The following is a 24,017-nucleotide window of genomic DNA, read 5'->3' on the forward strand; positions in this document are numbered from 1 at the left end:
CGGGATGGCGATTACTGGATAGAGTCACCCTTTTACACATGGTTGTGGGGACAACCAACGGGGCCTTCTGGGCTGCCGGCATCGGGGGAGGGCCTGCACCACATGAGTCGTCGCTCTACGGGTTTCGTCGGCGTCTGGGCCGAGGTTCAGCGGCAGCAGCAGCGCCAGCGGGAGCTCGACGCGCGACGGCGCCGGCAGGAGGAGCAGCAGGCGCGGGCCCAGCAGCGGCGCGCCGCCACGGAGTACCGCGAGTACCGGCAGGCCGAGGCGCGACGCCGTACCGAAGAACTCGACGCGCAGGTCGCCTCGTTGCAGGGCCTGCTCGCCGCGGGCTGCCGGGCGCCCGCCTTCCGGGCCGCCGCGCTCCTGCGCGCCGAGGACATCCAGCCCTTCGCCCCGGGGCCGCTGGCCCAGCCGGTGGTCATGCCGGACATCGGCCGGTACCAGGCCCAGAGCGGCTGGACCGCGAACCGCCGGGCGCAGGCGCAGGCCGAGGCCCAGGCGCGCTTCGAGCGGGACTGGCACGCGGCCCAGGCCGCCGAGGCGCACCGGCAGCGGCAACTGGCTTCGTACCAGCGGGAGTACCAGCAGTGGGCCGACGGCCGGCTGGCGGAGGTGCGGCGGCACAACACGGGTGTCGCCGAGGTGGCCGAAGGAGTCCGCCGCAGGGAGCCCGACTCCGTGATCGAGTACTTCTCCGCCGCTCTCTACTCGTCCTCGGCGTGGCCGGAGGGCTTTCCGCGCCGGATCGCCGCCGCCTACGACGCGGCGGCCGGGCAGCTCGTCCTCGACTGGGAGCTGCCCGCGTACGACGTCGTCCCCGAGGTGAAGTCCGTCCGGTACCTGTCCGGGGCCGATCAGGACAAGGAGACAGCCCGTCCCGTGACCCAGCGGCGGAGCCTGTACCGCGAGGTCCTCGCGCAGTGCGCGCTGCTCGTGCTGCACGAGCTCTTCGGAGCCGACGAGCAGAGCGCACTCGAATCGGTCGTCCTGAACGGCTTCGTGGACGGACACGACCCCGCCACGGGCCGGCCGGACCACATCGTTCTCGTCACGGTCATGGCGGCCCGCTCCTCGTTCCTCGGACTGCACCTGGCGCAGGTGGACGCGGGCAGCTGTCTGACCGACGGACTGCGCGGGCAGCTCTCGGCCCGCCCGGACCAGCTCACGCCCGTACGGCCGGGCCGGCGGCCGCAGGACGTCGGGAACCGTGTCGTCGCCCACGGCAGCGACGAGGAACCCGACCTGTACGCCATGGACCCGATCGCGTTCGAGGAGCTCGTGGCCGATCTCTTCCGGGCCATGGGGATGCAGGCGGTGACGACCCAGCGCTCGAACGACGGCGGCGTGGACGTCGACGCGCTGGACCCGGCGCCGATCCGGGGCGGCAAGATCGTCGTCCAGGTGAAGCGGTACCGGAACACCGTGCCGCCCACCGCCGTACGCGATCTGTACGGGACGGTGCAGGACGCGGGCGCCAACAAGGGGGTGCTCGTGACGACGTCGGGGTTCGGCCCCGGCTCGCACACCTTCGCCGACGGCAAGCCGCTGGAGCTGGTCGCGGGCCCCGAACTCGTGGACCTGCTGCATCGCCATGGGCTGCGGGGGAGGCTGGGTGACGCGGGCCGCTCGCGGGCGGAACCGGCCTCCCGGCCGTCACCGCGACCGTCGGAGCCGTCGTCGGAGCCGTCGTCGAGGCCGTCACGGTCGGATCAGGGGCCCGGGCGGCAGGGGCCCGGACAGCCGGACCAGGGGCCCCGGCTGCCCGACGATCACAACATCCTGGGCATGGGGTGGACCGGAAGCGTCGCCCTGGACGTCTGCGCGCTCGTCTGCCGGGGCGGCCGTGTCCTCGGCGACGATCACTTCGTCTTCTACAACAACCCGCGGACACCGGACGGTTCGGTGTCCGCGCTGCCCGCGTCGCCGCCCGACAAGGCCGCGATCGGCGTCTCCTTCGACGCGCTGCCCGCGGAGGCCGACCGGGTCGTCCTCGTGGCCGCCGTCGACCCCGAGGCCGCCCCGGACACCGACCTCTCAGGTTTCACGGACGCCCGCATCCGGCTGCTCGGCCAGGATCTCGCCGAACTGGACCGGCTCGACGTCTCCGACGGCCGACCGGGCGAGACCGCCCTGGTGCTCGGCTCCTTCCGCCGCAGGAACGACGGGGACTGGAAGTTCGTCCTCGGAGGCAAGGGCTACCCGGGCGGTCTCGAGGAACTCGTACGGGACTTCGGCATCGCGGTGGAGTAGGACCGCCTGCCGGCGGTCGCGGGGGCGGGCCTCAGGGATTGACGACCGCGCCGGCGTAGACGTTGTCCGGGGTGACGATCTCCGTGACGGCCCTGGCGACCAGGGTGGACGGCTCCTGGCCCTGGTAGGTGATGTCCGTGTTGATCATGACGACGAGGGTGGCCTTCTTCGCGGGCAGATAGACGGTCGCGGTCTCGTATCCCGGCAGGGAGCCGTTGTGCCCGATCCATCCGCTCGCGTCGAAGATGCCGAGGCCGTACGACGTTCCCGGGAAGCCGGTCGGCAGTGTCCTGAGGCGCTGTGCCTGCGTCGAGGGGCTGAGCAGCGTGCCGGTGGCGACGACCTCGGCCCAGTGGCGCAGGTCCTGGAGGTTCGAGATCATCGCCCCGGCAGCCCAGGCCCAACTGGGGTTCCAGTCGGTGGAGTTCGCTACCTCGCCGCTCAGGGTCTGGTCGGTGTAGCCCTGCGGGTGCGGCTTGGGGAACTCGTTCCCCTTCGGGAACAGCGTGTGCCGCAGACGGGCCGGGCGCAGGACCCGCCGCTCGATGACGTCGCGCAGCTGGTGACCGGTGACCTTCTCGACGACCAGGCCCAGCAGGACGAGGTTGGTGTTGGAGTACTCGAACTGCGCGCCCGGAGCGAAGGTGTTCGGGTGCTTGAAGCCGTACGCGAGCAGCTCCCGCGGGGTGAAGGCGCGCTGCGGGTCGCTCAGCAGGTCGTGCTCGAAGTCCGCATCGGAGGTGTACGGGAACAGTCCGCTGCGCATCTCGGCGAGCTGACGCAGCGTGATCCGGCGGCCGTTCGGCACGCCGGGGATGTAGCGGGAGATCGGGTCGTCCAGCCGGACCTGGTGCCGGTCGACGAGTTCGAGCAGCGCGGTGACGGTGAAGGTCTTGGTCTCGCTGCCGATCCGGACGTAGGAGTCGGCGGACATCGGCTCGCGGGTGGCCTTGTCCGCGACACCGGTCGCGCGGACGTAGTTCCCCTTGCCGGGCATCCACAGCCCGACGACGACGCCGGGAATACCGGCCTGCCGGCGGACGTCCGCGATGGCCTTGTCCAGCCGGGCGCTCAGCGCGGGGCCGAGACTGTCGCGTGCGCCGTCGTCCTTGCCGTATCCCTCCTCCTTGCCGTATCCGTCCTCACCCGTCGCGCGGACGCCTGCCGGGCGGACATCCGCCGCGTGACCGGCCGCGGCGGGCGTCGCTGTCATCGGGGCCAGCACGGACGCCGCGAGCAGCGCCGCGGCGAGCGGACGGCGGTAGGGGGTACGTCGCATGGGGGGAGCCTCTTCCGGATCAGATCCAGCTCACGGGAACAGACGGCAACACCACCATCCGCACCCCCGGCAGGAGCCCCGGTCCGATGAGCGTTCCGGCAAGTCCACTCGTTCGGCGCTGCAGAGGCTCGGGGTGCGGGGCCTGGGGCACGGCGGATCGGGGCCGGGGGCACGAAGGCAAGCGAAACGGCCCGCAACCCTTCGGCTCACCCGTGTGTCTGGCTGTACGGCGTGGACGACCAGGACAGGTGTGGTCACGGAGCGCGGAGCGGGAAGCGGGGACGGGATGAGCGGAACGGGATGAGGGGAACGGGATGAAGGGAACGGGATGAGGGGACGGACGAACCGTCGGGACCGGCTCCGGGAGGGGGCGTCGGTACGGCGTCCGCTGCTCGTGATCGCCGGTCTGTTCGCCGTGGGCGCGTTCGTGACCTGGCTCGCGGTGACGCATCTCGCGTACGCCACGGGTGCGGCGGGCACGTCCGGTCACCTAGGGCCTGTCGTTTGGATCATGCGGCGGGACGCGGGGCAGGGCACGCACATCTGCGGCGTTGTCGTCGGTCCACGACGCTCCGCGTCGCTTCCCTCCTCCGCCTTGCAGCTGCACGCACCCTGCCCCGCTCGGCCCAGCCGACAAGGCACCGCGCCTCGACGCCACCTGATCCAAACGACAGACCCTAGGCGTCCAGGCCTGCTCCTGGAGCCGTACCGGAGGCCACCGGTATCCGCACTGCCACGGCATCTTCCGTTCCGACGACGGGACCGTGGTGGACCCCGACGCCACGATCGACAGCGACCTGCCTGTCGGCAGCACGGTCGCGTTGCGGCGGACGGCCGACGACAGCTATGAACAGATCGGCGTGGACGCCACGTTCGGTTGGCTGGCGCTCTCCTTGTTCGGCCTGGTGGTGCTGGTTCTGGGGGTCATGGCCGTACGCTCCCGGGCGGGCGCGCCGGGCAGCTCCCGGGCGCTGTCGGTACTGCTCGGCGTGCTGGTCGCCGCGATGCTGACCAGCGCGTTCATCGGCGGGGTGGCGGGGATCGCCGAGTCGTTCTGAGTCCGGCCCTCTGGAGCGCCCTCGCAGGCGTGATCCACCGCGCCGCGAACGTCGCGTCCGGCACGTTCAGGGTCGTATTCCCCGTGCCGGCCCGACTCACCGTGTCGAGAGACCGACGGCCACGCGAGCCCGGCAGCCCGGAAGCGGCCTGCGAACGCGGCTCGATGATCCCGTCAGCCACGCTCACCAGCCTTCCGCGTCACCGCTCTCCTGGGTTTCGAGAAGTTCGTCACCGTACTCGGTCATCCAGCGGCCGAGCGCCGTCAACGGGCCCTCGACCAGGCTCTGTCCCAAGCCGGTCAGGGCGTAATCGACACGGGGCGGCGCCTCGGCATACGCGTGGCGCTCGATCAGTCCGCTCGCGAGCAGACGGTGCAGGGAGTCGGTCAGGACTTTGTCGCTGATGCCACCGATCGCGGCGCGCAGCTCGCGGCGTCGGCGCGGACCCACGCGAAGTGCCGTCAGCACAACGGGATCCCAGGTGTGAGCGAAGAGATCGGTGGCCGCGCGCAAACGGCAATCGGCGACCAACTCGTAGCAGTGCGCATCGTCGTTCGTCATCTCGCCGCCCATCTTTGCGCGTTGGTCACGCACTGATCGGTGCGCAATGCCTTCTCTACCGTAACCACCGGACCGAACACCTTTGGAGAGGCAGAGACGATGCGCATCGGGATCCTGGGAACCGGGACACTGGCGGCGGCCTTGGGCGAGGGCTGGGCGCGTGCGGGACATGAGGTGGTGATCGGCGGACGGTCACGGATCAAGGCGGAGAAGCTTGCCGAGCGGCTGGGCCACGGAGTGCTCGCCGTCGCGCCGCATGAGGCGGTCGCGGGGCGCGATGCGGTACTGCTCGCCGTGTCCTGGGATGGTGTCGAGGACATGATGGGATCGGTGAGCGCGTCCGACGGCGCGCTCGAGGGGACACCGCTGATCGATCCCACGAACGCTGTCACGCATGGCGTCGGCACTCTGCTCACCGGACACCGCGAGTCGATGGCGGGGCGGATCGCCCGGCTTGCTCCAGGAGCCCGGGTCGTGAAGGCGTTCCATCTCTTTCCCGCCGACCGGTGGACGAGCCCGCCCGGGGGCGGCCGGTCCCGGGTGACAGTGGCGATGTGCGGCGACGACGCAACGGCGCTGGACGTCGTCGGCGAACTGGTCCGTGACGTCGGCGGGACCCCGGCGACGCTGGGGACACTGGAGCGCGCCCGCCAGCTGGAGGAGGTGGCGGGGTTCGTCATCGGCTTGGTCTTCGCAGGCTTCGACCCCAACTCCGCCGTCCCTCAAGTCCCCTCGGCCGACACGAGCACCGGCTCACAGCAGTAGCGGGACCTCTCGCCCACCCGGTGACATGTCCCGGCCGGGGGGCTGTGAACGCGGTCTGACGATCCACGCCAAGGCGCGCGCACAGCTCCTCCAAGGGCCGAGGTCGAGACCGCCCGGCCCCGAACCTCGTTCCTCGGTGGGTGGACGACGGGATCTCGACGTGGCCGACCGGACGATCCCGCCGTCTTCCAGGACGCACGCGGCGGCAGCTGGGGCGTGATCCCGGTCGAGGCCTGGATCGGAGAGGTCGCCTTCGAGACGTCGCTCTTCCCCCGGTCACGGAGGCGATACCCGATCACCGGCTGCTCGACTTGAGCCGCCTTCCTGACGCCTCCATCGGTTCCGGTAATTCGAAGTCGAAGTCGTGGGGTTTCGGCGAACGGAACAGGGACTGCAAGTCGACGATCGGCCTCCTGCAGCAGCGGGGCAAGGACAAGGTTCAGACGCCGATAGCGAAGTGCTGATCTGACAAAGTCTCGTGTGCGCCCCCGAATCCTTTCGGGGGCGCTTCAGGATCGCCGACGGAGAGGATATGAGGTGTTCGGCGCTGTCTTCGGTGACGACATATGGTTCCTGGCTGGGCTGACGGTCGTTGCCGCGCTCGTAGGGCTGTCCGCGTGGGCACTTGGCCCGTCGGTGCCAAGTGCCCTGCTCCTCCTGGTGGTTGCCTCTGGCCTTCTGCCTGACCGGCGTGCTCGGCGTCACGCTCGCGCTGCGCGGAGGCGAGGCAGGGCGCGCCGAGTGCGTGATCAATCACGAGGTCACCGAGCCGCTGTACACCACGCAGGGGTTGTGGAACCTGGCGATGTTCGTCCCGCTCGGCCTGTTCGGCGTTCTGGCGTTGCGTCGTCCGCTTCCCGTGCTTGTCGGTGTCACGGCTCTGCCCTGCCTCATCGAACTCGCCCAGGCTCTGGCGCCGTTCGTCAGCGGTATCTGTGACAGCGCCGATGTGGAGATGAATGCCGGTGGGGGGTTGCTTGGCGTGGCCCTGGGACTCGTGCTGGTTCGGGGGCGCGTTGCGTGGAAGGCGTGGGCCCGCCCCGGCTTGATCGTGGCCGCGGTGCTCGGCGTGACAGGGGTCGCGGTCTGCCAGACCGCGATCACCTTGGACCACGTGGACGGCTCCGGTGTCCGGGACGCGCGCGACACCGAGCGGAAGGCCGCTGAGCGAGCCATTCACCAGGCATTCGGGAACTATTATCGCGTTGGCGCTGTACGCGTCAGCCCGGGCATTGACGGACATAACGGCTGGATATCCATCCAGATGTCCGATGGCTTCCCCGCGGAACTGATGTGGCCCGGCGCACGCCAACTGAACGTGAGCTTCGAGAACTCCGCCCACCCGACGAAGGACAGCTTTCCGGTTGCCGGCTTCGGAAAGCCCGGTGACGCTCGTAGCGCCTACCTCGTCGCCCGCGCCTACATGAAGTCCCACTACCCATGGGCCGAGGCGGCCTCATCGCATGCGACCCGGCCTGTCGGCAGTAAGGCCGAGTTCGGATGGCTCACCTCATGGCGGTTCAAGGAGCACGGGGTGGTGATGCCCCGCAGCCTCGACGTTCAGATCAATCGAGCCGGCCGGGTCTCGCAGATGCTGGTGGATTCCGGGCCCACGCACGTCGACCTTCCCGACCGGCTGATTTCGGCGAAGCAGGCCGAGGAGATCGTGAGGAAGACACAGAAGAAAAGTGGTGCCGACGTTGCGGCGCTGAGGATCCGGGCCGACGTGTTGAAGGTCGAACGCGCCGAGGGCCGGCAGGGTCCCTGGCGCGCGATGTGGTCCGTGAAGACAACTGACACACAGTGCACGCCCGACGAGGACGGCTCCGGTTGCGAGCCGTTCAGTACGGTCGTCGATGCGGGCACCGGTCAGATCCACGACGAGTGAAGGACGAGCATCCGACACGTTCGGGAGCCACGTTCCCGTGCGCCCGTTCTGCCCTGCGTTCCCCACGCGCTTCCACGTGGCTCCAGGACTCGTCCGGCACGACCCCGCCGGCGTCCTTGCGGTCAGGTGTCAACACCGCTGAAAGTGGCTGGTGCTGGTGCTGGTGCTGGTGCTGGTGCTGCTGGTGTTCACCCCACGGGTCCACAGGGAGAGGTCGCTGCTCGTTGCTACGGCGATCGTCCGGCCGGAGGGGGAGAAGCCGGCTGCGCGGAATGTGGAGTAGTTCGAGTGGAAGATGTGCCACCACTCGTCTCCGTGCGGACCCGCATGGGGGAGTCCGCCGTCGCTGGACAGCAGGACCCGGTCGTTCGGCCAGGCCGGGGTGACGACTTCCAGGGTCCAGCCGTCTTCGGTGGTGGTGTGCAGTCCGCCGCCGAAGAGCCCGGCGATGCGTACGCGGTTTCCGGTGATCGGCCCCAGCCCGGGACAGGACAGGTCCGTGACCGCGTCGGGAGTGCTGTCCTCGGGAGCGGGGGCGCGGTCCCTGGCGATCTTCTCGCCGGTGACGGCGTCGAAGAGACCGTGCCCGTCGTGCGAGACGACCATCACCAGATCGTGGCCGGAATCGGGATCCGTCGCGAAGCCGATCCCGAGCAGCCCGCCGACCGGGACGCCGTACTCGTACTCGAAGACGGGCCGCCAGGGTCCGGGCGCGGGCACCACAGGAGCCGCGAGAAGCTGGTTTCGCATGGCCCGCTGGTAGGCCGAGAGTTCCGGCTCGTGCTCGGACTGCCCGACCGGAGGCGTCTCCTTGGTCCACTTCATCACGGGACCATGATCCTCGCCTCGGCAAGCCGCCCCGAAGGGCGGCCTCGGTCCACCGCGCAGGCACAGGTGAATGAGGTCTGGGAACGCTGCTTGATGATCCACGTCAAGGCATGTTCACAGACCTTTCGGAGCTTGCTCCCGTCCCCGTCCCCGTCCCCCACCGGCCGTGGCCGACCGTCCCAGCCTGCCCGAGTCCCCGCAGGGAACCTTGCGGAGAGCGGCACGCGATGGTCGTGGCAGAGCTCAGATGTTGCTCAGACCGCTTGCCGGTCGGCTGCCGTACTGGTCAGCTCGACGGACGCCTGAGCGACACCGAGCGCTCACCGCCGAAGGGGGCCCCATGGACAGTGTCCGACAGACTCCACCCGAAAGCCCGCTCCTGATCAGGTGTAGGACTGTCTCCGCGTACGCCGTCGCCGCCATGGTCCATCTCGTGACGGCGGGACTGTTCATCGGCGGCGTGCTGTTGATCGTGCTGGGGTTCCGCACGGTTGTTCAGCCACTGGTGGGCGTGGTGCTGCTGGGCATGGCTCTGTTGCTGCGCCCACGTCCGGGCAGGTTGGATGCTGAACTGCCCACGTTGCGGCACGTGGACGCCCCGGCCCTGTTCGATCTGGTGGATCGCATGGCGGACGCAGCTGGGGTGCGACGCATCGACGCGATCCAGCTCGGTCCGGAATTCTCCGTGACCGTCACCCACTACGGGATACGACGCAAGCGGTGCCTGGTCCTCGGCTTTCCTCTCTGGGCCGCCCACCCCACCCGGAAGCCGATTGCTGCCGTTGCCCACGCTCTGGGGCATCTCTCCGGCCACGATCTCCGAGGAGACGCGTTCGTCGGTACCGCACTCGAGTCTCTCAACGCCATGGCCCGGACGACGCGAGCCGGAAACAACGCACACATCCCATCGGGTGCCCCCGCACATTCATTTCGCGCGGGAGATGTGGCAGGGGCTGCGTCGCTCTTCAACGCCAGGACCCGGAAGGGCGAGTGGTTGCTGAGCATCCCGAGGGCGGCGGCGGCTGCGACGGCCCGCCTGCTGTCGTGGCTCATCCTGCCGGCCACACGCCGTGCGGAGTTCGATGCGGACGACTTGGCCGCTCGTATGGCTTCCACCGAGGCGGCCATCGCCGCATCGCAGGACCGGCAACTGGCCCGCGCGGTCGGTATCGAAGTACATCGCCTGGCCATCGCGACCCGGACGCTCAAAGGCGACCGCTCCACGGCAGCCGCGCAGGAGGAACTCTGGGACAAGGTCGCCCGCTATTCCGAGAGTCTGCGCGAAAAGCCGGGGTGTGACGAAACCACGGAGCCGGACGGCATCGGGACGGTGGTCGGCCCTGCCGGCCTCCCGTCCGAACCCCTGCGCGTGGCACGACTGGCCCACGAACCGAGACGCGGCGCAACCATCACGCTCGACGAGCTCGACCGGAACCGCATCGAAGACGAACTCCGCGATCCCCAACAAGTGCTGACGCGCAAGGTCATGCGAGATTGCGTCCCACTGACACAGTGAACAAGTGTGACGTGGCGCCTACCCCGGTCATGGCTCCTGACCGGGGTCCACTGTTGCCGCAGGGGCCGTACCGGGCGGCTCGCAACCGACGTGGAGAGGAACGTCGGTGGGTCCGTCCGGCAGGGCTTCAGGCCCGGGTTGTCGCCCGTCAGTGCCCGTGAGCGTCGGTGAGCCCCCGGCGGGCAAGCGATTCCCGGGGCACGCTCACCCCCGCGCGGCGCCGTCAGTGCGACAGCGTCGCCGGGCTGCCGCCGTTCGCCTCGTAGCCCGCCACCGCCAGCGCGCGGTATATCGCGTAGTCCGAGGCCGGGTCGGGGCTCAGGGTCCAGGGCAGGGCGCCGACGTGGCCGTCCACGCGTACCAGCTGGTCCATCGCCTCGGACCAGCGCTCGCCGCGGACCAGGAAGCAGATCAGCAGATGGCGGACGTGGGCGAGCATCGGGTCGTCGGGGCGGGCCGCGTGGACCGCGTACAGCGCGCCGTGGACGGCCTTGGTCACGACCTCGCTCTGGTAGAAGCTACGGACCAGGTTCACCTCGGGAAGGTGCTCGAAGACCGCGAAGAGCGGCATCGCCGCGAGGAGGGAGCCCTGCGGCGCGCGTGCCGCCGCGGCCTCCGCGAACGCGTACGCCGTCTCCCGCGAGCCGTGCCACTTCTCGCACCAGTAGTGCAGGGCCGCCAGATGCGCGCCCATGTGGGCGGGCGAGCGGTCCAGGATCTTCAGCCAGAGCTTCTCGAACTCCGGCTGGGAGTAGCCGAGTCCACGGGCCACCGACAGCTCGATGATGTACGGGATCGGGTCACCGGGGGACAGCAGCGCCGCGTCGCCGCACGCGGACCGCGCCTCCTCCATGATGATCCGGAAGTCGTCGGACCCCGGCGTCGACGTCCGCCAGGCCTGCTGCACCAGGAACTCGGCGTGCACCGCGGCGCCGCCCGCGTCCTTGGGGGCCTCGGCACGCCACACGCGCAGCCACTGGCCGCCCGGTGTCTCGCTGACCCCGCCGGGGCGCTGCTGGAGCTCCAGGGACGCGGCGCCCGCGAAGGCCTGCACCCGCTGCCAGCGGGTCTCGCCCTCGGTCTCCGTGCCGGCCAGGAGCTGCGAGGCCGCGCGGTAGTCCTGGGTCCGCTGCACCACGTCCAGGACGTTCAGCAGATCCGCGTCCGGGCCGGGCATGCGGATGTCCAGCTCCTCCTGGCGCAGGAAGCCGTAGTTCGCCGGGTCCGCGGCGTCCGGGTCACCGGGCGTGACCAGTTGTATACCGGAGCGCCTGCGCCGGAACACCGGCAGCAGGACCACGCTGAACATGGCCAGCGCCATCAGGACCCAGAGAATCTGCATGCCTCCAGCGAACCAGACGGGTCCGACAATTGGCCAACCCGGTCCGTCACGCTGTGCGCGAAGCCCTCCGCGCCGCGGGGCGTACGCGCGAAGGCCCTCCGCGCCGCCGGGCGTACGCCGTCATGAACTCCTGGAGAGCACTAGGCTCGGGACTCATGAGCGACAGGCACATCAGTCAGCATTTCGAGACGCTCGCGATTCACGCGGGCAACACCGCCGACCCCCTCACCGGAGCGGTCGTCCCGCCGATCTACCAGGTCTCGACCTACAAGCAGGACGGCGTCGGCGGCCTGCGCGGCGGTTACGAGTACAGCCGCAGCGCCAACCCCACCAGGACCGCGCTGGAGGAGAACCTCGCAGCCCTGGAGGGCGGCCGCCGCGGCCTCGCGTTCGCGTCGGGACTGGCGGCCGAGGACTGCCTGCTGCGTACGCTGCTCAGCCCCGGCGACCACGTGGTGATCCCCAACGACGCGTACGGCGGCACCTTCCGGCTCTTCGCCAAGGTCGTCTCCCGGTGGGGCGTGGAGTGGTCGGTGGCCGACACCAGCGACCTCGAGTCCGTTCGGGCCGCCCTCACCCCGAAGACCAAGGCGATCTGGGTCGAGACCCCCTCCAACCCGCTCCTCGGCATCACGGACATCGCCGCGGTCGCGCAGATCGCGCGCGAGGCGGGTGCCCGGCTCGTCGTCGACAACACCTTCGCGACCCCCTACCTCCAGCAGCCGCTCGCGCTCGGCGCGGACGTCGTCGTGCACTCCCTGACCAAGTACATGGGCGGCCACTCGGACGTCGTGGGCGGCGCCCTGATCACCGCCGACCAGGAACTCGGCGATGAGCTGGCGTACCACCAGAACGCGATGGGTGCGGTCGCCGGGCCCTTCGACTCCTGGCTGGTGCTGCGCGGCACCAAGACGCTCTCCGTGCGCATGGACCGGCACAGCGAGAACGCGGGCCGCGTCGCCGAGATGCTCACCCGTCACGCGCGCGTGACGCGTGTTCTGTACCCGGGCCTCCCGGAGCACCCCGGTCACGAGATCGCCGCCAAGCAGATGCGGGCGTTCGGCGGCATGGTCTCGTTCCAGGTCGAGGGCGGCGAGGAGGCGGCCGTCGAGGTCTGCAACCGCGCCAAGGTGTTCACGCTCGGTGAGTCGCTGGGCGGGGTGGAGTCCCTGATCGAGCACCCGGGACGCATGACGCACGCCTCGGTCGCCGGGTCCGCGCTGGAGGTCCCCGCCGACCTCGTTCGCATCTCCGTGGGCATCGAGAACATCGACGACCTGCTCCAGGACCTCCAGCAGGCCCTGGGCTGAGCCGGCGGCACCCCCGGGCCGCCAAGGCCGCCACTTTGGCCCCCGGGCCTACCGCCATCGCCCCCGGGCCCGCCACCGTCGCCCGCGGCCGGACCCCCGGCCCGCGGGCGACGGTGTCCGGTCACCAGCCGGTCAGCGGCGGTGGCCTGCGGTCACCAATCCGTCAGCGGTGGAGTCGTCTCCGAAGGCGGCTCCACCCACGGACGGGCCGTCACCGCCCAGACGGCGAAGACGACGGCCGCGCCGAACAGCGCCAGCCACAGCAGCAGCCGCACCGCCTTCCCGCGGCGCTGCATGCGCCTTCCGCGGCGTGCCGCCTCGCCGTACAGGCCGGACGGCACCACGGGCGCGGGCGCCTGCTCCAGCAGCTGTCGTACGGCCGCCTCGCGCTCCGGCTGATTCATGACGGCGCCACCTCCACCCGGGCCGGCGCCGGGCCACGGGGCGGGTGCAGCAGGGTCGCCATGGCGCGGGCGCAGATCGCCCGTACCCGTTCCGCGGGGACCCCGAGCAGCGCCGCCGCCTGCTCCTCGGCGACCCCCTCGTACAGCCTGACGACGAGGATCAGCCGTTCCTGGGGCGTGAGCCCGGCCAGGACGTGGTCCGGGGACGTGCGCCGGCGCCCCCGGCTCCCGTACTGGTGCCAGGCGGTGCGCTGGAAGCGCGCGATCAGTTGCCGGCGGGCGCTGTCGTAGGGATCCTCGCCGTGCAGCCGGTCCCAGGAGGCGTACGTATGGGCGAGGGCCAGTGTCAGCAGCCGTCGCGCGCGCGGGTTGGCGTCCACGGGCTCCGCGGTGAGCAGCGTGGCGGTGTGCAGCAGCCGTCCTGCGGCGCCCGCCACGAACGTCTCGAACTCCCGGGTACGGCGGACGCCCTGGGAGGCACGCCTTTCTCGCACCACGCCTCCCGCCCGAGGACGACCCCCTGAGGGCGACCTCTGAGAAAGGGCCCGCGGCCGCGTGCGACCCGTAGCACCCCGTACGACGAGGACCCGGTCTCATATGAGGCCAGGTGGGGCCTTCCGGTCAAGAGTTCGGCGCGCACGCACGCAGCGCGCGTGCGGGGCGGCGGAGGCACGGGGGCCCCGGGTGCGGACCGCGGCCCGCCCCGGGGGGCGGTTCAGGAGGCCTGCTCGGACTCCGGCGCCGGCATGCCCTGGGTGGCCTGGCGGGCGGAGAGCGCGCCGTTGAAGCGAGTGAGGAGCGCGCAGAACACCTCACGCTCCTCCGGTGCCCATTCGTGTGTCAGCTCGGCCATCAACTGACGCCGGGACGCGCGTACTTCGTCGAGCCGGGACTGGCCGCGCGGGGAGAGCTGGAGCACCACGGCGCGTCCGTCCTCGGGGTGCGAGGTGCGCTTGACGAGCCCGGTGTCGACCAGCGGGGCGACCTGCCGGGTGACCGTCGAGGAGTCGATCCCCATGCTCGCCGCGAGCGCCTTGACGCCCATCGGGCCTTCCTTGTCGAGGCGGTTGAGCAGCAGGTAGGCGGCCCGGTCCATGGAGTTGCGCACCTGCCCCACCCCGCCTAGCCGGGTCTGTTCCGCACGGCGCGCGAAGACCGCGACCTCGTGCTGAAGGGCTTCGAGAAGACCGGTGTCACCGACGGTCGTCATGTCCATCGACATCTCTGGTGTAGTGGGCATGGCCGGGGGCTCAATTCATGCGTGGGGAGCTGGGTTGGGGGACAGGTTACGCGGCCGGGGCGCGGGCCGTACCGGCGCTGCGCAAACCGAGTCTCGGAGCGTGGTCACCACGGGAGTGCGCCCGCGTGAACTGCGAGACTGGTGGTCATGAGCTACAGCACGGCTGACTCCTTTCCCAGTGTGACTCTCGACGACGTGCGCGGCGCGCAGAAGATGCTCACGGGTGTGGCGCGGGTGACCGCGATGGAGGGCAGCAGGTATCTGACCCAGCTGGTGGGCGCACCGGTGCAGTTCAAGTGCGAGAACCTCCAGCGGACGGGCTCGTTCAAACTGCGCGGCGCGTACGTGCGGATCGCAGGCCTGCTTCCGGAGGAGCGCGCCGCGGGCGTCGTCGCGGCGAGCGCGGGCAACCACGCGCAGGGCGTCGCGCTCGCCTCCTCGCTGCTCGGCGTGCGGTCCACCGTGTTCATGCCGAACGGCGCCCCGCTGCCCAAGGTCGCGGCCACCCGCGACTACGGCGCCGAGGTGAGGCTGCACGGTCAGGTGGTCGACGAGACCCTGGCCGCCGCGCAGGAGTACGCGCAGCGCACGGGCGCGGTGTTCATCCACCCCTTCGACCACCCCGACATCATCGCGGGGCAGGGCACGGTCGGCCTGGAGATCCTGGAGCAGTGCCCGGAGGTGCGCACGATCGTCCTGGGGATCGGCGGCGGCGGGCTCGCGGCGGGAGTGGCTGTCGCGGTGAAGTCGCTGCGCCCGGACGTACGGATCATCGGGGTCCAGGCGGAGGGCGCGGCGGCGTACCCGCCCTCGCTCGCGGCCGGGCGGCCGCTGTCGGTCGAGAACCCGGCGACGATGGCCGACGGGATCAAGGTCGGCCGCCCCGGCGACGTACCGTTCCGCCTCGTCGAGGAGCTGGTCGACGAGGTCCGTACGGTCTCCGAGAACGACCTGTCCAGCGCGTTGCTGCTGTGCCTGGAGCGCGCCAAGCTGGTCGTCGAACCGGCCGGCGCGAGCTCGGTCGCGGCGCTGCTGAGCGATCCCGGCGCCTTCGAGGGCCCGGTCGTGGCGCTGCTGTCGGGCGGGAACGTGGATCCGCTGCTGATGCAGCGCATCCTGCGGCACGGCATGGCGGCGGGCGGCCGCTACCTGGCGGTCACACTGCGGCTCACCGACCGGCCCGGTGCCCTGGCCACGCTTCTCGGGGTGTTGTCGGTGGCGGACGCCAACGTCCTCGACGTGAGCCATGTACGGACCGATCCGCGGCTCGGGCTCACGGAGGTGGAGGTCGAGCTGCACCTGGAGACGAAGGGCCACGGTCACTGCGCCGAGGTGAACACGGCGCTGCGCGAGGCGGGTTACACGGTCATCGACTGAGGGCGCAGCCGCCCGTGGGGCCCGGTCGTCCCACTTGGGGAAAATCCATTGAGTGACGCGATACATCGCGTTACGGTGGGTCTGCGGATCGGCGCCGACGGGGCCGGGCCGATGACTTTCTCGTCGTGCACAAGTCCCCAGTACGCGCACATCCGAAAGCACGCGCACATCCGAAAATCCCCAACGACGTGGAGACCACTCATGCCAGGCGCCATATACGCCGAAGGCCTGGTGAAGACCTTCGGTGACGTAAGGGCTCTGGACGGCGTCGACCTCGATGTCCCGGAAGGCACCGTGCTCGGCCTGCTCGGGCCGAACGGCGCGGGCAAGACGACCGCGGTCCGCTGTCTGACCACCCTCCTGCGCCCCGACAGCGGCAAGGCCGTCGTCGCGGGCGTCGACGTGCTCAAGAATCCCGACGCGGTACGGCGCAGGGTCGGCCTCTCCGGGCAGTTCGCGGCGGTCGACGAATACCTGACCGGCCGCGAGAACCTCCAGATGGTCGGCCGGCTCTACCAGATGCGGGCGAAGGACGCGAAGGTCCGCGCGGACGAACTCCTGGAGCAGTTCAACCTCGCCGACGCCGCCGACCGCACCGCCAAGACGTACTCGGGCGGCATGCGACGCCGTCTCGACCTGGCGGCGGCCCTGGTCGTGTCACCGCCGGTGATGTTCATGGACGAGCCCACGACCGGCCTCGACCCGCGTAATCGCCAGCAGCTCTGGGACGTCATCAAGCAGCTCGTCTCCGGCGGTACGACGCTGCTGCTGACCACCCAGTACCTCGAAGAGGCCGACCACCTCGCGCACGACATCTGCGTCGTCGACCACGGCCGCGTCATCGCCCGCGGCACGGCCGACGAGCTCAAGGCGCAGACCGGCGGCGAGCGCGTCGAGGTCGTCGTGCACGAGCGCGAGCACATCGCGACCGCCTCCGAGGTGCTGCGCGGCTTCGGCAAGGGCGAGACGACGGTCGAGGAGCACACCCGCAAGCTCACCGTGCCCGTCACCGGCGGCGCGAAGCTCCTCGCGGAGGTGATCCGCGAGCTGGACACCCGCGGCATCGAGATCGACGACATCGGCCTGCGCCGTCCCACCCTGGACGACGTCTTCCTCTCGCTCACCGGCCATGTCGCCGAGGAGAAGGCCGAGGAGAACGGCGGTTCCGGGGACGGCCGGGGCGGCAAGGGCAAGGACGCCCGGAGCGACAAGAGCGGGAAAGAGGCCGCGAAGTGAGCGCCGTCAGCGACGCCGTGCGGGTCACGGCACCCTCGAACCCGGTCTACCAGTCCATCCGGGACTCCCTGGTCATCGCCAAGCGGAACCTGATCAGAATGTCCAGGATCCCCGAGATGGTCATCTTCGGACTGATCCAGCCGATCATGTTCGTGGTGCTGTTCACCTATGTCTTCGGCGGGTCCATGAAGATCGGCGGCAGCACCAGCGCCACCGACTACACCAATTTCCTGATGGCCGGCATCTTCGCCCAGACCGTCACCTTCGCGACCGCGGGCGCCGGAGCGGGCATAGCCGACGACATGCACAAGGGCCTCATCGACCGCTTCCGGTCGCTGCCCATGGCGCGGGGCGCGGTGCTCACCGGCCGCACCCTGGCCGACCTCGTGCAGACCGCGCTGACCCTGCTGGTTCTCGCGGTGGTCGCCGTGATGGTCGGCTGGCGGGTCGGCTCGAACGGCAGCACCGACGCGTTCCGCGTCCTCGGGGCCTTCGGGCTGCTGCTCCTGCTCGGGTACGCGTTCACCTGGATCGGCGCGCTCATCGGCCTGTCCGTGCGGACGCCCGAGGCGGCCACCTCCGGCGGGCTGATCTGGCTCTTCCCGGTCACGTTCATCTCGAACGCGTTCGTGGACACCAGCAACATGACCCCCTGGCTGCGGCATGTCGCGGACTGGAACCCGTTCAGCGCCACCGTGCAGGCCTGCCGGGTGCTGTTCGCCAACCCGGGCGTGTCGACGTCCGACGCCTGGCCCATGCGGCACTCCGTGTGGGCCTCGGTGATCTACTCGGTCCTGATCGTGGTGATCTTCCGGACGCTCGCCGTCCGCAAGTACCGCTCGGCGGCGGCGTGAGGTGCTGTTCGGCGACGGCGTGAGCTGCCGTTCGGCGGCGGTGTGAGGTACCGCTCGAAGACGGCGTGACGCCGGCGCCGCCCTCGACGCGGATATGGCAATGCCCCCGGCGTGCTGCCGGGGGCATCGTCGTCGCCGGTCTCGGGCTCAGCCCCGGTGCGGTTCGGCCTTGAGGATCTTCACCGAGGCGAGCTTGCCGTTCGGCAGCTCGTACTGGGCGTCCTCGCCGACCTTCTTGCCGTTCACTCCGGCGCCCAGCGGCGACTGCGGAGAGTACGTCTCCATGTCGGAGCTCGCGTACTCGCGGGAGCCGAGCAGGAAGTCCAGGGTGTCGTCCTCGTCGCCGTCGAAGGCGATGGTCACGATCATGCCGGGCGCGACCACGCCGTCCGCCGCGGGAGCCTCGCCGACCTTGGCGTTCTCCAGGAGCTGGGTCAGCTGGCGCACACGGAGCTCCTGCTTGCCCTGCTCTTCCTTGGCCGCGTGGTACCCGCCGTTCTCGCGCAGGTCGCCCTCCTCGCGCGCGGCCGCGATCTTGGCGGCGATCTCCGTGCGCGCAGGACCAGACAGGTACTCCAGCTCGGCCCTGAGCTGGTTGTACGCCTCCTGGGTCAGCCAGGTGACGTTCTCGCTGGTCTGGGTCACAGGTGCTCCTCGTAGGTACTGGGAATACAAAGCATCGCCCTACCCAGAAGGATGTTCTCTCACGGGTGGGCGAAACCACGAGCCTAACAATTCAGCGGCTCTGAGGGGAGGACATAAGACATCAGAATTGCATCAACGCAGGTCAGCCGCAGCCTGGCCGTAGGGTCAGGCGCTGGTTGCCCAGAGTGACGCCGGCCTGGGCCGATGCCGTCGGGTCCCGGTCTGCGGTGCCGCTCAGCCCGAGTGGCAGCCGAGGAGTTCCGCCGTGGTGCCCCGCGCCGTCGTACGCAGGGTGACCACCTTGTCGAGGCGGGAGGAGTCCTGGTCGAAGCGGAAATCGGCGCGGCCCACCTCGAGGCCGTCGGCGTCCTGCGAACGCAACGTGCAGTAGCCCTTCGTGCCGGCGTCCTTGTGCACCTCCAGGTGCACCTCGACCGCGCTGTCCGAGACCGCCTTGAAGGTGATCACCTGCGCGCTGATCTCGGACCCGGCGATGTAGTCGTAGCCGAACCAGCCGACCACACCGATCAGGGCGACGCCCAGGACACCGCCGATGACCCTGAGCTTCCGGTCGGCCCGCTCGTCCGCGGAGCGGCCGTACCGGCCCTCGGGCAACGTGCTCGCCGTACTCATGATCGTCCTCTCGGCCGGGTTCCAGAGCCGGACCCCGGAATTAATCGCCCCCCGATTCCGTCACTATAGAAGCCGCCCGCAGCGCGGAATCACGCCGGGCGCCGACAGCCGACCGACTCAGGCGACAGCCGACCGACCGAGGATTGAGTCTTGACTGACCAGCTGCGACTGATGGCCGTGCACGCCCACCCCGACGACGAGTCGAGCAAGGGTGCGGCCACCATGGCGAAGTACGTGTCCGAGGGGGTGGACGTGCTGGTCGTGACCTGCACGGGCGGGGAGCGCGGCTCCATCCTCAATCCCAAGCTTCAGGGCGACAAGTACATCGAGGAGAACATCCACGAGGTACGCAAGAAGGAGATGGACGAGGCCCGCGAGATCCTCGGCGTCAAGCAGGAGTGGCTCGGCTTCGTCGACTCGGGTCTGCCCGAGGGGGACCCGCTGCCGCCGCTGCCCGAGGGCTGCTTCGCCCTGGAGGACGTCGACAAGGCGGCCGGCGAGCTGGTCAAGCAGATCCGCTCGTTCCGCCCGCAGGTGATCACCACGTACGACGAGAACGGTGGCTACCCGCACCCCGACCACATCATGACCCACAAGATCTCGATGGTGGCCTTCGAGGGCGCGACGGACACCGAGAAGTACCCGGAGTCCGAGTTCGGGCCGGCGTTCCAGCCGCGGAAGCTGTACTACAACCAGGGCTTCAACCGGCCGCGCACCGAGGCGCTGCACCACGCGCTCCTGGACCGCGGGATGGAGTCGCCGTACGCGGACTGGCTGAAGCGCTGGAGCGAGTTCGAGCGCGTCGAGCGCACGCTGACCACACACGTTCCGTGCGCGGACTTCTTCGAGATCCGTGACAAGGCGCTGATCGCGCACGCCACGCAGATCGACCCGGACGGCGGCTGGTTCAAGGTCCCCATGGACATCCAGCGGGAGGTCTGGCCGACCGAGGAGTACGAGCTCGCGAAGTCCCTCGTGGACACATCCCTCCCCGAGGCCGACCTCTTTGCGGGCATCCGCGACAATGCCTGACATGAGCGCAAGCCTGGCACTGACGCACCTCGTCCCCCTCGCCAAGGAGGTCGACGAGAACAAGGTCACCCCCGGCGTCCTCGGCTTCATCGTCTTCGCGGTGATGGCCCTGGCCGTCTGGGGCCTGATGAAGTCCATGAACCGTCACATGGGCAAGGTCTCCTTCGAGCAGGACTCCGAGAACGAGGCGGCGTCCGCCGACGGCTCCGGCCCCGGCGGGAAGACGGCTCCCGCGAAGGGCTGAGCCTGCGCCGCGAGGGGCCGAGCCCGGGCGCTCGCCGCCCGTGTGCGTCCGGCCCCCCCGCGGACCCGTGGACCGGTGACCCGTGGGTCTGCGGACCTGCGGACCCGTGACCCGTGGACCGGTGGACCGGTGGACCGGTGGAGCTCCGGCCCCCGGCGACCCTCGGGAGGTCGCGGACCCGCGGGAGCCGTGAGCGATGACCGGCACCCCGGTGTGAGGCCTTCCGGGCACACACCGGGCTCCGGCGCGCGCCCGGAAGCCTGTCCGGAACCCCGCCCCGAAGCCCGGCCGACCGCTCCGGTGCGCACCCGAGGGGCCGACCGCCTCACGTCGCGGTCACGTCACGTCGTCACGGCCACGCCCATCACCTCGCGGGCGTGCCGCCCCGGCACCATGCCCAGCCGCCAGGCCTGCCAGCCGGCGTCCAGGTCCACTCCCCGCTCCAGCAGCAGCCGGTACGCCTCGATGAAGTCGTCCAGCCTGCCGTCGCGGGTGGCGTGTCCGGCCCGCGAGAGCTGCGACAGCTCCTCCAGGGCCACCGCGGCGCCCACCTCATGGCCGCCCGGCGCCGCGTAGGGGAGCAGCGTGCAGCGCAGGAAGCGGGCCCAGTCCTCCCCGCGGCGGTCGCCGTACGAGGCGAACAGACCGGCGGCCTCGTCGCACAGCGACAGCGCCTGCTGGGTACGGGCGTTGCCCGCGTCGACGACGGCGAGTTCCAGGCACGTCCACGCCTCGCCGTGAGCCACCCCGATGCGCTGGAAGTCCGCGCGGGCGTCGACGAGGAGCTGGCGGGCGAAGCCCGAGTTCCGCAGGGAGCCCGTCTGCGCGGCGCGCTGGTCGCGGGTCACGCGGGCCGAGTGGTGGCGGGCGCAGGCCAGCCCGTAGACGTCCCGCATGCGCGAGAACATCGTCCTCGACCGCTCCAGCTCCCGCACCGCCTGGTCCAGGTCGCCGGTCTCCTCCAGGGACTGGCCCAGGTAGTACACCGTCCACGCCTCGCCGCGCGCGTCCTCGTTCTCGCGGTGCGAGGAGGCCGCCTGGCGCAGCCCGTCGACCGCGGCCGAAGGGTCGCCCTCGACGAGTCGCGCGCGGGCGAGCTGGGTGAGCGCCCAGGCCTCCCCGCGGGCGTCGCGCGTACGGCCGTACAGGTCGAGCGCCTCGCGCAGTTCACGTTCGGCGCGCGGTACGTCGCCCATCCGCAGCCCGAGCTGGCCGAGCTGGAAGTGGGCCCAGGCCTCGCCGTGGACCGAACCGCTCTCGCGGTGCAGGACCAGGGCCTCGGTGAGCAGGCCCAGTGCCCGGCCGAGCCGGGACCGGTCGCGTTCCACCGCCGCGAGCGCGTGCATCGTCCAGGCGCGGTCGGCCGCCAGCTCGGGTGAGGCCTGGAGGTCCATGGCCTCCTGGAGCTTGGCCGCCGCCTCGACGAGGGTGCCCTGGTGGTGCAGCGTGATGCCGAGGGAGCACAGCGCCCTGGCGGCCCCCGCGTCGTGATGGGCCTCGAAATAGAGATCCACCACCGCGGCCAGGGTCGTCCGCGCCTTGTCCAGCTCGCCGAGCTGGCGGGCCGCGATACCCGTGCGCCACTGCACCGAGCGGACCAGGAGCCCCTGGTCGACGGCCTGGGTCAGCTCGCTGATCTCGCCCAGCCGGTACAGATCGCCGCGCAGCAGGCAGTAGTCGCACAGAGCGCCCAGCAGATGGAGCACCGCCGCCTGGTCCACCCCCTCCGCGTGCCGCAGGGCCGCCGTGATGAAGCTCGACTCGTCGTCCAGCCAGCGCAGCGCGGCGTCCAGGGAGGTGAAGCCCTGCGGCCCGAACTGGTCGGCGCGCGTCGACGTCCGGCCGTCCACCAGGCGGATCACCGAATCGGCGAGTTCCGCGTAGTTCACGATCAGCCGCTCCTGCGCCGCCGTGCGCTCCGAGGCCTCCTCCTCGTCGAGGAGGCGGGCCGCCGCGAAGGTCCGCACGAGATCGTGCAGGCGGTAGCGGCTGCCACGCACGTGGTCGATCAGACCCGCCCGGGAGAGGTCGGTCAGATGACGGACGGCCTCGGGTTCGTCCGTCGCGAGCAGGGACGCCGCCGCTGCCGCGCCCAGCGAGGCCCGGCCGGCCAGGGCCAGCCGGCGCAGCAGCCGGCGCGCCGTGTCCGACTGGTCCGTGTAGCGCAGCCACAGCACCCGTTCGACGGGCTCCACCGGGCCGTAGGCCGCGAGGTCGCCGGCGAGGGCGCGCGGGGTGCGGGGGCCGAGCGAGGAGCCCGCGACCCGCAGCGCCAGCGGCAGACCGCCGCACAACTCCCGTATCAGGTCGGATGATTCGGCGTCGTACGGACCGGAGGCGTCCTGTGCCGCCGCGGTCAGCAGCTCCTCGGAGCCTGCCGCGTCCAGTGCCTCCACGGGGAGCTGGTGCACCCAGGCGGAGAGACCGGCGGGCAGGTCGAGGGGTTTGCGCGCGGTCACCAGGACCAGGCTCTCGGAGCGCTCGGGGACCAGGGTGCGTACCTGCTCGGCGTCGCTCGCGTCGTCCAGCACGATCGTCACGGGCAGGCCGGTCAGATGCTGGTGGTAGAGCTCGCTCAGTCGTTTGACCTGCTGGTCCTGCGAGGAGCGTTCGCGGAAGAGGAGCTGTTCGCGCGGGGCGCCCAGCCGGTTCAGCAGGTGCAGGAGCGCGTCGCGGGTGGTGAGCGGCGGATCGTCCGGGCTGTCGCTCCGCAGGTCGACCACGCACGCGCCGCGGAACTGGTCCTTGAGGGCGTGCGCCGCCCGGACCGCGAGGGTGCTGCGGCCGGAGCCGGGGGCGCCGTGCAGCACGACGACCGTCGGTCTCGTCTCCGTGCTCGCGCGGGCCGCGTGAACCCACTGCGCGATCCGCGACAGTTCCGTGCGGCGCCCGGTGAACGGGCCCTCCTGTTCCGGGAGCTGGCCGAAGGATTGCTCCAGCACGCTGCGCCGGCGGGCGGCCGCGCTCTTGTCGGTGCGCCGCAGCTGGGGGGCGCCCTTCTTGGCGCCGGTGGTGGCGGTGAGCACCCGCTGCTGGTCGAGGAACGGCCGGATGCCCCGTACTTCCAGGGCCGTCAGCCACTGGAGGCGCAACTGCTCGGGGCCGCCGGGCTGCCCCAGGGCTCCGGCGCGGCGGCTCGCGGCGGGTACGTGCGAGGCCGTCACCTTGAGGACGGTGGCGGTCGCGCCCGCCACGGCCACCGTCGCTCCGGTGCCGACGGCCGTGCCGGCGCCGGTGCCGAGGGCCAGGTCGCAGGCGACGGCGGCGAGCGCGCCGACCGCGGCCACCAGCAGGGGAGTTCCGGATCCCTCGCGGGCGAACCGCTGCCCGAAGGTCAGCCGTCCGGCCTCGGACTCGTCCAGCGCCCGTGTGTACGCCGTGTACTCCTCGGCGGCCGTCTCCGCCATCGCGTCGAGCGAGGCCCGCGTCCGGGACAGTAACGCCGTCCCGTCCGCACGCCCCCCTGAGCGGCGCACCTCCTCCTCGACGGCCCGGACCAACAGCCGCTCGGCCTCCGCCCGATGGCCGTCCCGCATGTCACGTCCCCCTCCG

At 70.8% G+C, this 24,017-nt stretch carries 21 protein-coding genes; 11 read left to right on the forward strand and 10 right to left on the reverse strand.

What is annotated here, in order from left to right; all coding sequences use genetic code 11:
• The first annotated feature begins 102 nt into the window (after positions 1 to 102).
• Complete coding sequence (locus OG410_RS26310) at positions 103 to 2,253, forward strand: restriction endonuclease (protein ID WP_329301401.1); 2,151 nt, start codon at positions 103 to 105, stop codon at positions 2,251 to 2,253.
• 31 nt (positions 2,254 to 2,284) lie between these two features.
• Here the strand turns inward: OG410_RS26310 and OG410_RS26315 are convergent, their stop codons facing one another.
• Complete coding sequence (locus OG410_RS26315; RefSeq protein ID WP_329301402.1) at positions 2,285 to 3,532, reverse strand: serine hydrolase domain-containing protein; 1,248 nt, start codon at positions 3,530 to 3,532, stop codon at positions 2,285 to 2,287.
• A 764-nt stretch (positions 3,533 to 4,296) separates the two neighbouring features.
• On the opposite strand from OG410_RS26315, the gene OG410_RS26320 reads away from it, so the two are divergent.
• Complete coding sequence (locus tag OG410_RS26320) at positions 4,297 to 4,590, forward strand: hypothetical protein (protein WP_329301403.1); 294 nt, start codon at positions 4,297 to 4,299, stop codon at positions 4,588 to 4,590.
• Between the two features lie 183 nt (positions 4,591 to 4,773).
• Here the strand turns inward: OG410_RS26320 and OG410_RS26325 are convergent, their stop codons facing one another.
• Positions 4,774 to 5,151, reverse strand: a complete 378-nt coding sequence (locus tag OG410_RS26325) for a winged helix-turn-helix transcriptional regulator (RefSeq protein WP_329301404.1) — start codon at positions 5,149 to 5,151, stop codon at positions 4,774 to 4,776.
• Positions 5,152 to 5,250: 99 nt separating this feature from the next.
• Here OG410_RS26325 and OG410_RS26330 point away from each other — a divergent pair, with 99 nt between their 5' ends.
• Both OG410_RS26330 and OG410_RS26335 read left to right on the forward strand, forming a co-directional pair.
• Positions 5,251 to 5,916 carry an NADPH-dependent F420 reductase gene (locus OG410_RS26330; protein WP_329301405.1) on the forward strand — a complete coding sequence of 222 codons (666 nt, stop codon included), beginning with the start codon at positions 5,251 to 5,253 and terminating at the stop codon, positions 5,914 to 5,916.
• A gap of 664 nt (positions 5,917 to 6,580) precedes the next feature.
• Complete coding sequence (locus tag OG410_RS26335; RefSeq protein WP_329301406.1) at positions 6,581 to 7,804, forward strand: VanZ family protein; 1,224 nt, start codon at positions 6,581 to 6,583, stop codon at positions 7,802 to 7,804.
• A gap of 129 nt (positions 7,805 to 7,933) precedes the next feature.
• On the opposite strand, the gene OG410_RS26340 is transcribed toward OG410_RS26335, so the two are convergent.
• Positions 7,934 to 8,629, reverse strand: coding sequence for a hypothetical protein (locus OG410_RS26340; RefSeq protein WP_329301407.1), 696 nt, complete (start codon positions 8,627 to 8,629; stop codon positions 7,934 to 7,936).
• 424 nt (positions 8,630 to 9,053) lie between these two features.
• Between OG410_RS26340 and OG410_RS26345 the strand changes: the two genes are divergently transcribed.
• The gene (locus OG410_RS26345) at positions 9,054 to 10,148 is read left to right on the forward strand and encodes a M48 family metallopeptidase (protein ID WP_329301408.1); all 1,095 of its coding nucleotides are present in this window, start codon (positions 9,054 to 9,056) and stop codon (positions 10,146 to 10,148) included.
• A gap of 223 nt (positions 10,149 to 10,371) precedes the next feature.
• Here OG410_RS26345 and OG410_RS26350 read toward each other — a convergent pair whose 3' ends face one another.
• Positions 10,372 to 11,490 carry a hypothetical protein gene (locus tag OG410_RS26350; RefSeq protein ID WP_329301409.1) on the reverse strand — a complete coding sequence of 373 codons (1,119 nt, stop codon included), beginning with the start codon at positions 11,488 to 11,490 and terminating at the stop codon, positions 10,372 to 10,374.
• Positions 11,491 to 11,645: 155 nt separating this feature from the next.
• On the opposite strand from OG410_RS26350, the gene OG410_RS26355 reads away from it, so the two are divergent.
• Positions 11,646 to 12,800: a cystathionine gamma-synthase gene (locus OG410_RS26355; protein ID WP_329301410.1), complete on the forward strand. Its 1,155-nt coding sequence runs from the start codon at positions 11,646 to 11,648 to the stop codon at positions 12,798 to 12,800.
• A 152-nt stretch (positions 12,801 to 12,952) separates the two neighbouring features.
• Here OG410_RS26355 and OG410_RS26360 read toward each other — a convergent pair whose 3' ends face one another.
• The 3 genes from OG410_RS26360 to OG410_RS26370 all read right to left on the reverse strand — a co-directional run bounded on the left by OG410_RS26360 (position 12,953) and on the right by OG410_RS26370 (position 14,426).
• Positions 12,953 to 13,204 carry a hypothetical protein gene (locus OG410_RS26360; RefSeq protein ID WP_329301411.1) on the reverse strand — a complete coding sequence of 84 codons (252 nt, stop codon included), beginning with the start codon at positions 13,202 to 13,204 and terminating at the stop codon, positions 12,953 to 12,955.
• A complete protein-coding gene (locus OG410_RS26365; protein ID WP_329301412.1) occupies positions 13,201 to 13,698 on the reverse strand; it encodes a sigma factor-like helix-turn-helix DNA-binding protein in 498 nt (165 codons plus the stop codon). Before OG410_RS26365 ends, OG410_RS26360 begins: the two co-directional genes overlap by 4 nt.
• Positions 13,699 to 13,919: 221 nt before the next feature.
• Positions 13,920 to 14,426 carry a MarR family winged helix-turn-helix transcriptional regulator gene (locus tag OG410_RS26370; protein ID WP_443048944.1) on the reverse strand — a complete coding sequence of 169 codons (507 nt, stop codon included), beginning with the start codon at positions 14,424 to 14,426 and terminating at the stop codon, positions 13,920 to 13,922.
• Positions 14,427 to 14,591: 165 nt separating this feature from the next.
• Between OG410_RS26370 and ilvA the strand changes: the two genes are divergently transcribed.
• From ilvA to OG410_RS26385, 3 genes are all read left to right on the forward strand, one after another.
• Entirely contained in the window at positions 14,592 to 15,821 is a 1,230-nt protein-coding gene (gene ilvA / locus OG410_RS26375) for a threonine ammonia-lyase (RefSeq protein WP_329301413.1), read from the forward strand.
• Between the two features lie 201 nt (positions 15,822 to 16,022).
• Positions 16,023 to 17,057 carry an ATP-binding cassette domain-containing protein gene (locus tag OG410_RS26380; RefSeq protein ID WP_329301414.1) on the forward strand — a complete coding sequence of 345 codons (1,035 nt, stop codon included), beginning with the start codon at positions 16,023 to 16,025 and terminating at the stop codon, positions 17,055 to 17,057.
• On the forward strand, positions 17,054 to 17,911 hold the full coding sequence (locus tag OG410_RS26385) for an ABC transporter permease (protein WP_329301415.1): 858 nt from the start codon (positions 17,054 to 17,056) through the stop codon (positions 17,909 to 17,911). The genes OG410_RS26380 and OG410_RS26385 overlap by 4 nt, the downstream gene beginning before the upstream one ends.
• 147 nt (positions 17,912 to 18,058) lie before the next feature.
• Here OG410_RS26385 and greA read toward each other — a convergent pair whose 3' ends face one another.
• Both greA and OG410_RS26395 read right to left on the reverse strand, forming a co-directional pair.
• Positions 18,059 to 18,556: a transcription elongation factor GreA gene (gene greA, locus OG410_RS26390; protein ID WP_326785819.1), complete on the reverse strand. Its 498-nt coding sequence runs from the start codon at positions 18,554 to 18,556 to the stop codon at positions 18,059 to 18,061.
• Positions 18,557 to 18,790: 234 nt separating this feature from the next.
• Positions 18,791 to 19,189 (reverse strand): DUF4307 domain-containing protein, encoded by a 399-nt coding sequence (locus OG410_RS26395; RefSeq protein WP_326785818.1) that lies wholly within the window; start codon positions 19,187 to 19,189, stop codon positions 18,791 to 18,793.
• A gap of 171 nt (positions 19,190 to 19,360) precedes the next feature.
• Here OG410_RS26395 and mca point away from each other — a divergent pair, with 171 nt between their 5' ends.
• Together mca and OG410_RS26405 are read left to right on the forward strand one after the other, a co-directional pair.
• Positions 19,361 to 20,221: a mycothiol conjugate amidase Mca gene (mca, locus tag OG410_RS26400; protein ID WP_329304256.1), complete on the forward strand. Its 861-nt coding sequence runs from the start codon at positions 19,361 to 19,363 to the stop codon at positions 20,219 to 20,221.
• Positions 20,214 to 20,465 (forward strand): hypothetical protein, encoded by a 252-nt coding sequence (locus tag OG410_RS26405; RefSeq protein WP_329301416.1) that lies wholly within the window; start codon positions 20,214 to 20,216, stop codon positions 20,463 to 20,465. The genes mca and OG410_RS26405 overlap by 8 nt, the downstream gene beginning before the upstream one ends.
• 341 nt (positions 20,466 to 20,806) lie before the next feature.
• On the opposite strand, the gene OG410_RS26410 is transcribed toward OG410_RS26405, so the two are convergent.
• Positions 20,807 to 24,001, reverse strand: coding sequence for a tetratricopeptide repeat protein (locus OG410_RS26410; RefSeq protein WP_329301417.1), 3,195 nt, complete (start codon positions 23,999 to 24,001; stop codon positions 20,807 to 20,809).
• Between the last annotated feature and the right edge of the window lie 16 nt (positions 24,002 to 24,017).

The sequence above is a fragment of the Streptomyces sp. NBC_00659 genome, assembly GCF_036226925.1.
Classification (GTDB): Bacteria; Actinomycetota; Actinomycetes; order Streptomycetales; family Streptomycetaceae; genus Streptomyces.

Excerpts from the sequence above, each read along its gene's own strand:
- ilvA (WP_329301413.1), top strand. The coding sequence starts at position 14,592 with ATGAGCTACAGCACGGCTGACTCCTTTCCCAGTGTGACTCTCGACGAC.
- OG410_RS26395 (WP_326785818.1), bottom strand. The coding sequence starts at position 19,189 with ATGAGTACGGCGAGCACGTTGCCCGAGGGCCGGTACGGCCGCTCCGCG.
- OG410_RS26350 (WP_329301409.1), bottom strand. The coding sequence starts at position 11,490 with ATGCAGATTCTCTGGGTCCTGATGGCGCTGGCCATGTTCAGCGTGGTC.
- OG410_RS26340 (WP_329301407.1), bottom strand. The coding sequence starts at position 8,629 with ATGAAGTGGACCAAGGAGACGCCTCCGGTCGGGCAGTCCGAGCACGAG.
- OG410_RS26325 (WP_329301404.1), bottom strand. The coding sequence starts at position 5,151 with ATGACGAACGACGATGCGCACTGCTACGAGTTGGTCGCCGATTGCCGT.
- OG410_RS26330 (WP_329301405.1), top strand. The coding sequence starts at position 5,251 with ATGCGCATCGGGATCCTGGGAACCGGGACACTGGCGGCGGCCTTGGGC.
- OG410_RS26370 (WP_443048944.1), bottom strand. The coding sequence starts at position 14,426 with ATGTCGATGGACATGACGACCGTCGGTGACACCGGTCTTCTCGAAGCC.
- OG410_RS26360 (WP_329301411.1), bottom strand. The coding sequence starts at position 13,204 with ATGAATCAGCCGGAGCGCGAGGCGGCCGTACGACAGCTGCTGGAGCAG.
- OG410_RS26410 (WP_329301417.1), bottom strand. The coding sequence starts at position 24,001 with ATGCGGGACGGCCATCGGGCGGAGGCCGAGCGGCTGTTGGTCCGGGCC.
- mca (WP_329304256.1), top strand. The coding sequence starts at position 19,361 with ATGGCCGTGCACGCCCACCCCGACGACGAGTCGAGCAAGGGTGCGGCC.
- OG410_RS26380 (WP_329301414.1), top strand. The coding sequence starts at position 16,023 with ATGCCAGGCGCCATATACGCCGAAGGCCTGGTGAAGACCTTCGGTGAC.
- OG410_RS26310 (WP_329301401.1), top strand. The coding sequence starts at position 103 with ATGAGTCGTCGCTCTACGGGTTTCGTCGGCGTCTGGGCCGAGGTTCAG.
- OG410_RS26355 (WP_329301410.1), top strand. The coding sequence starts at position 11,646 with ATGAGCGACAGGCACATCAGTCAGCATTTCGAGACGCTCGCGATTCAC.
- OG410_RS26345 (WP_329301408.1), top strand. The coding sequence starts at position 9,054 with ATGGTCCATCTCGTGACGGCGGGACTGTTCATCGGCGGCGTGCTGTTG.
- OG410_RS26315 (WP_329301402.1), bottom strand. The coding sequence starts at position 3,532 with ATGCGACGTACCCCCTACCGCCGTCCGCTCGCCGCGGCGCTGCTCGCG.
- OG410_RS26405 (WP_329301416.1), top strand. The coding sequence starts at position 20,214 with ATGCCTGACATGAGCGCAAGCCTGGCACTGACGCACCTCGTCCCCCTC.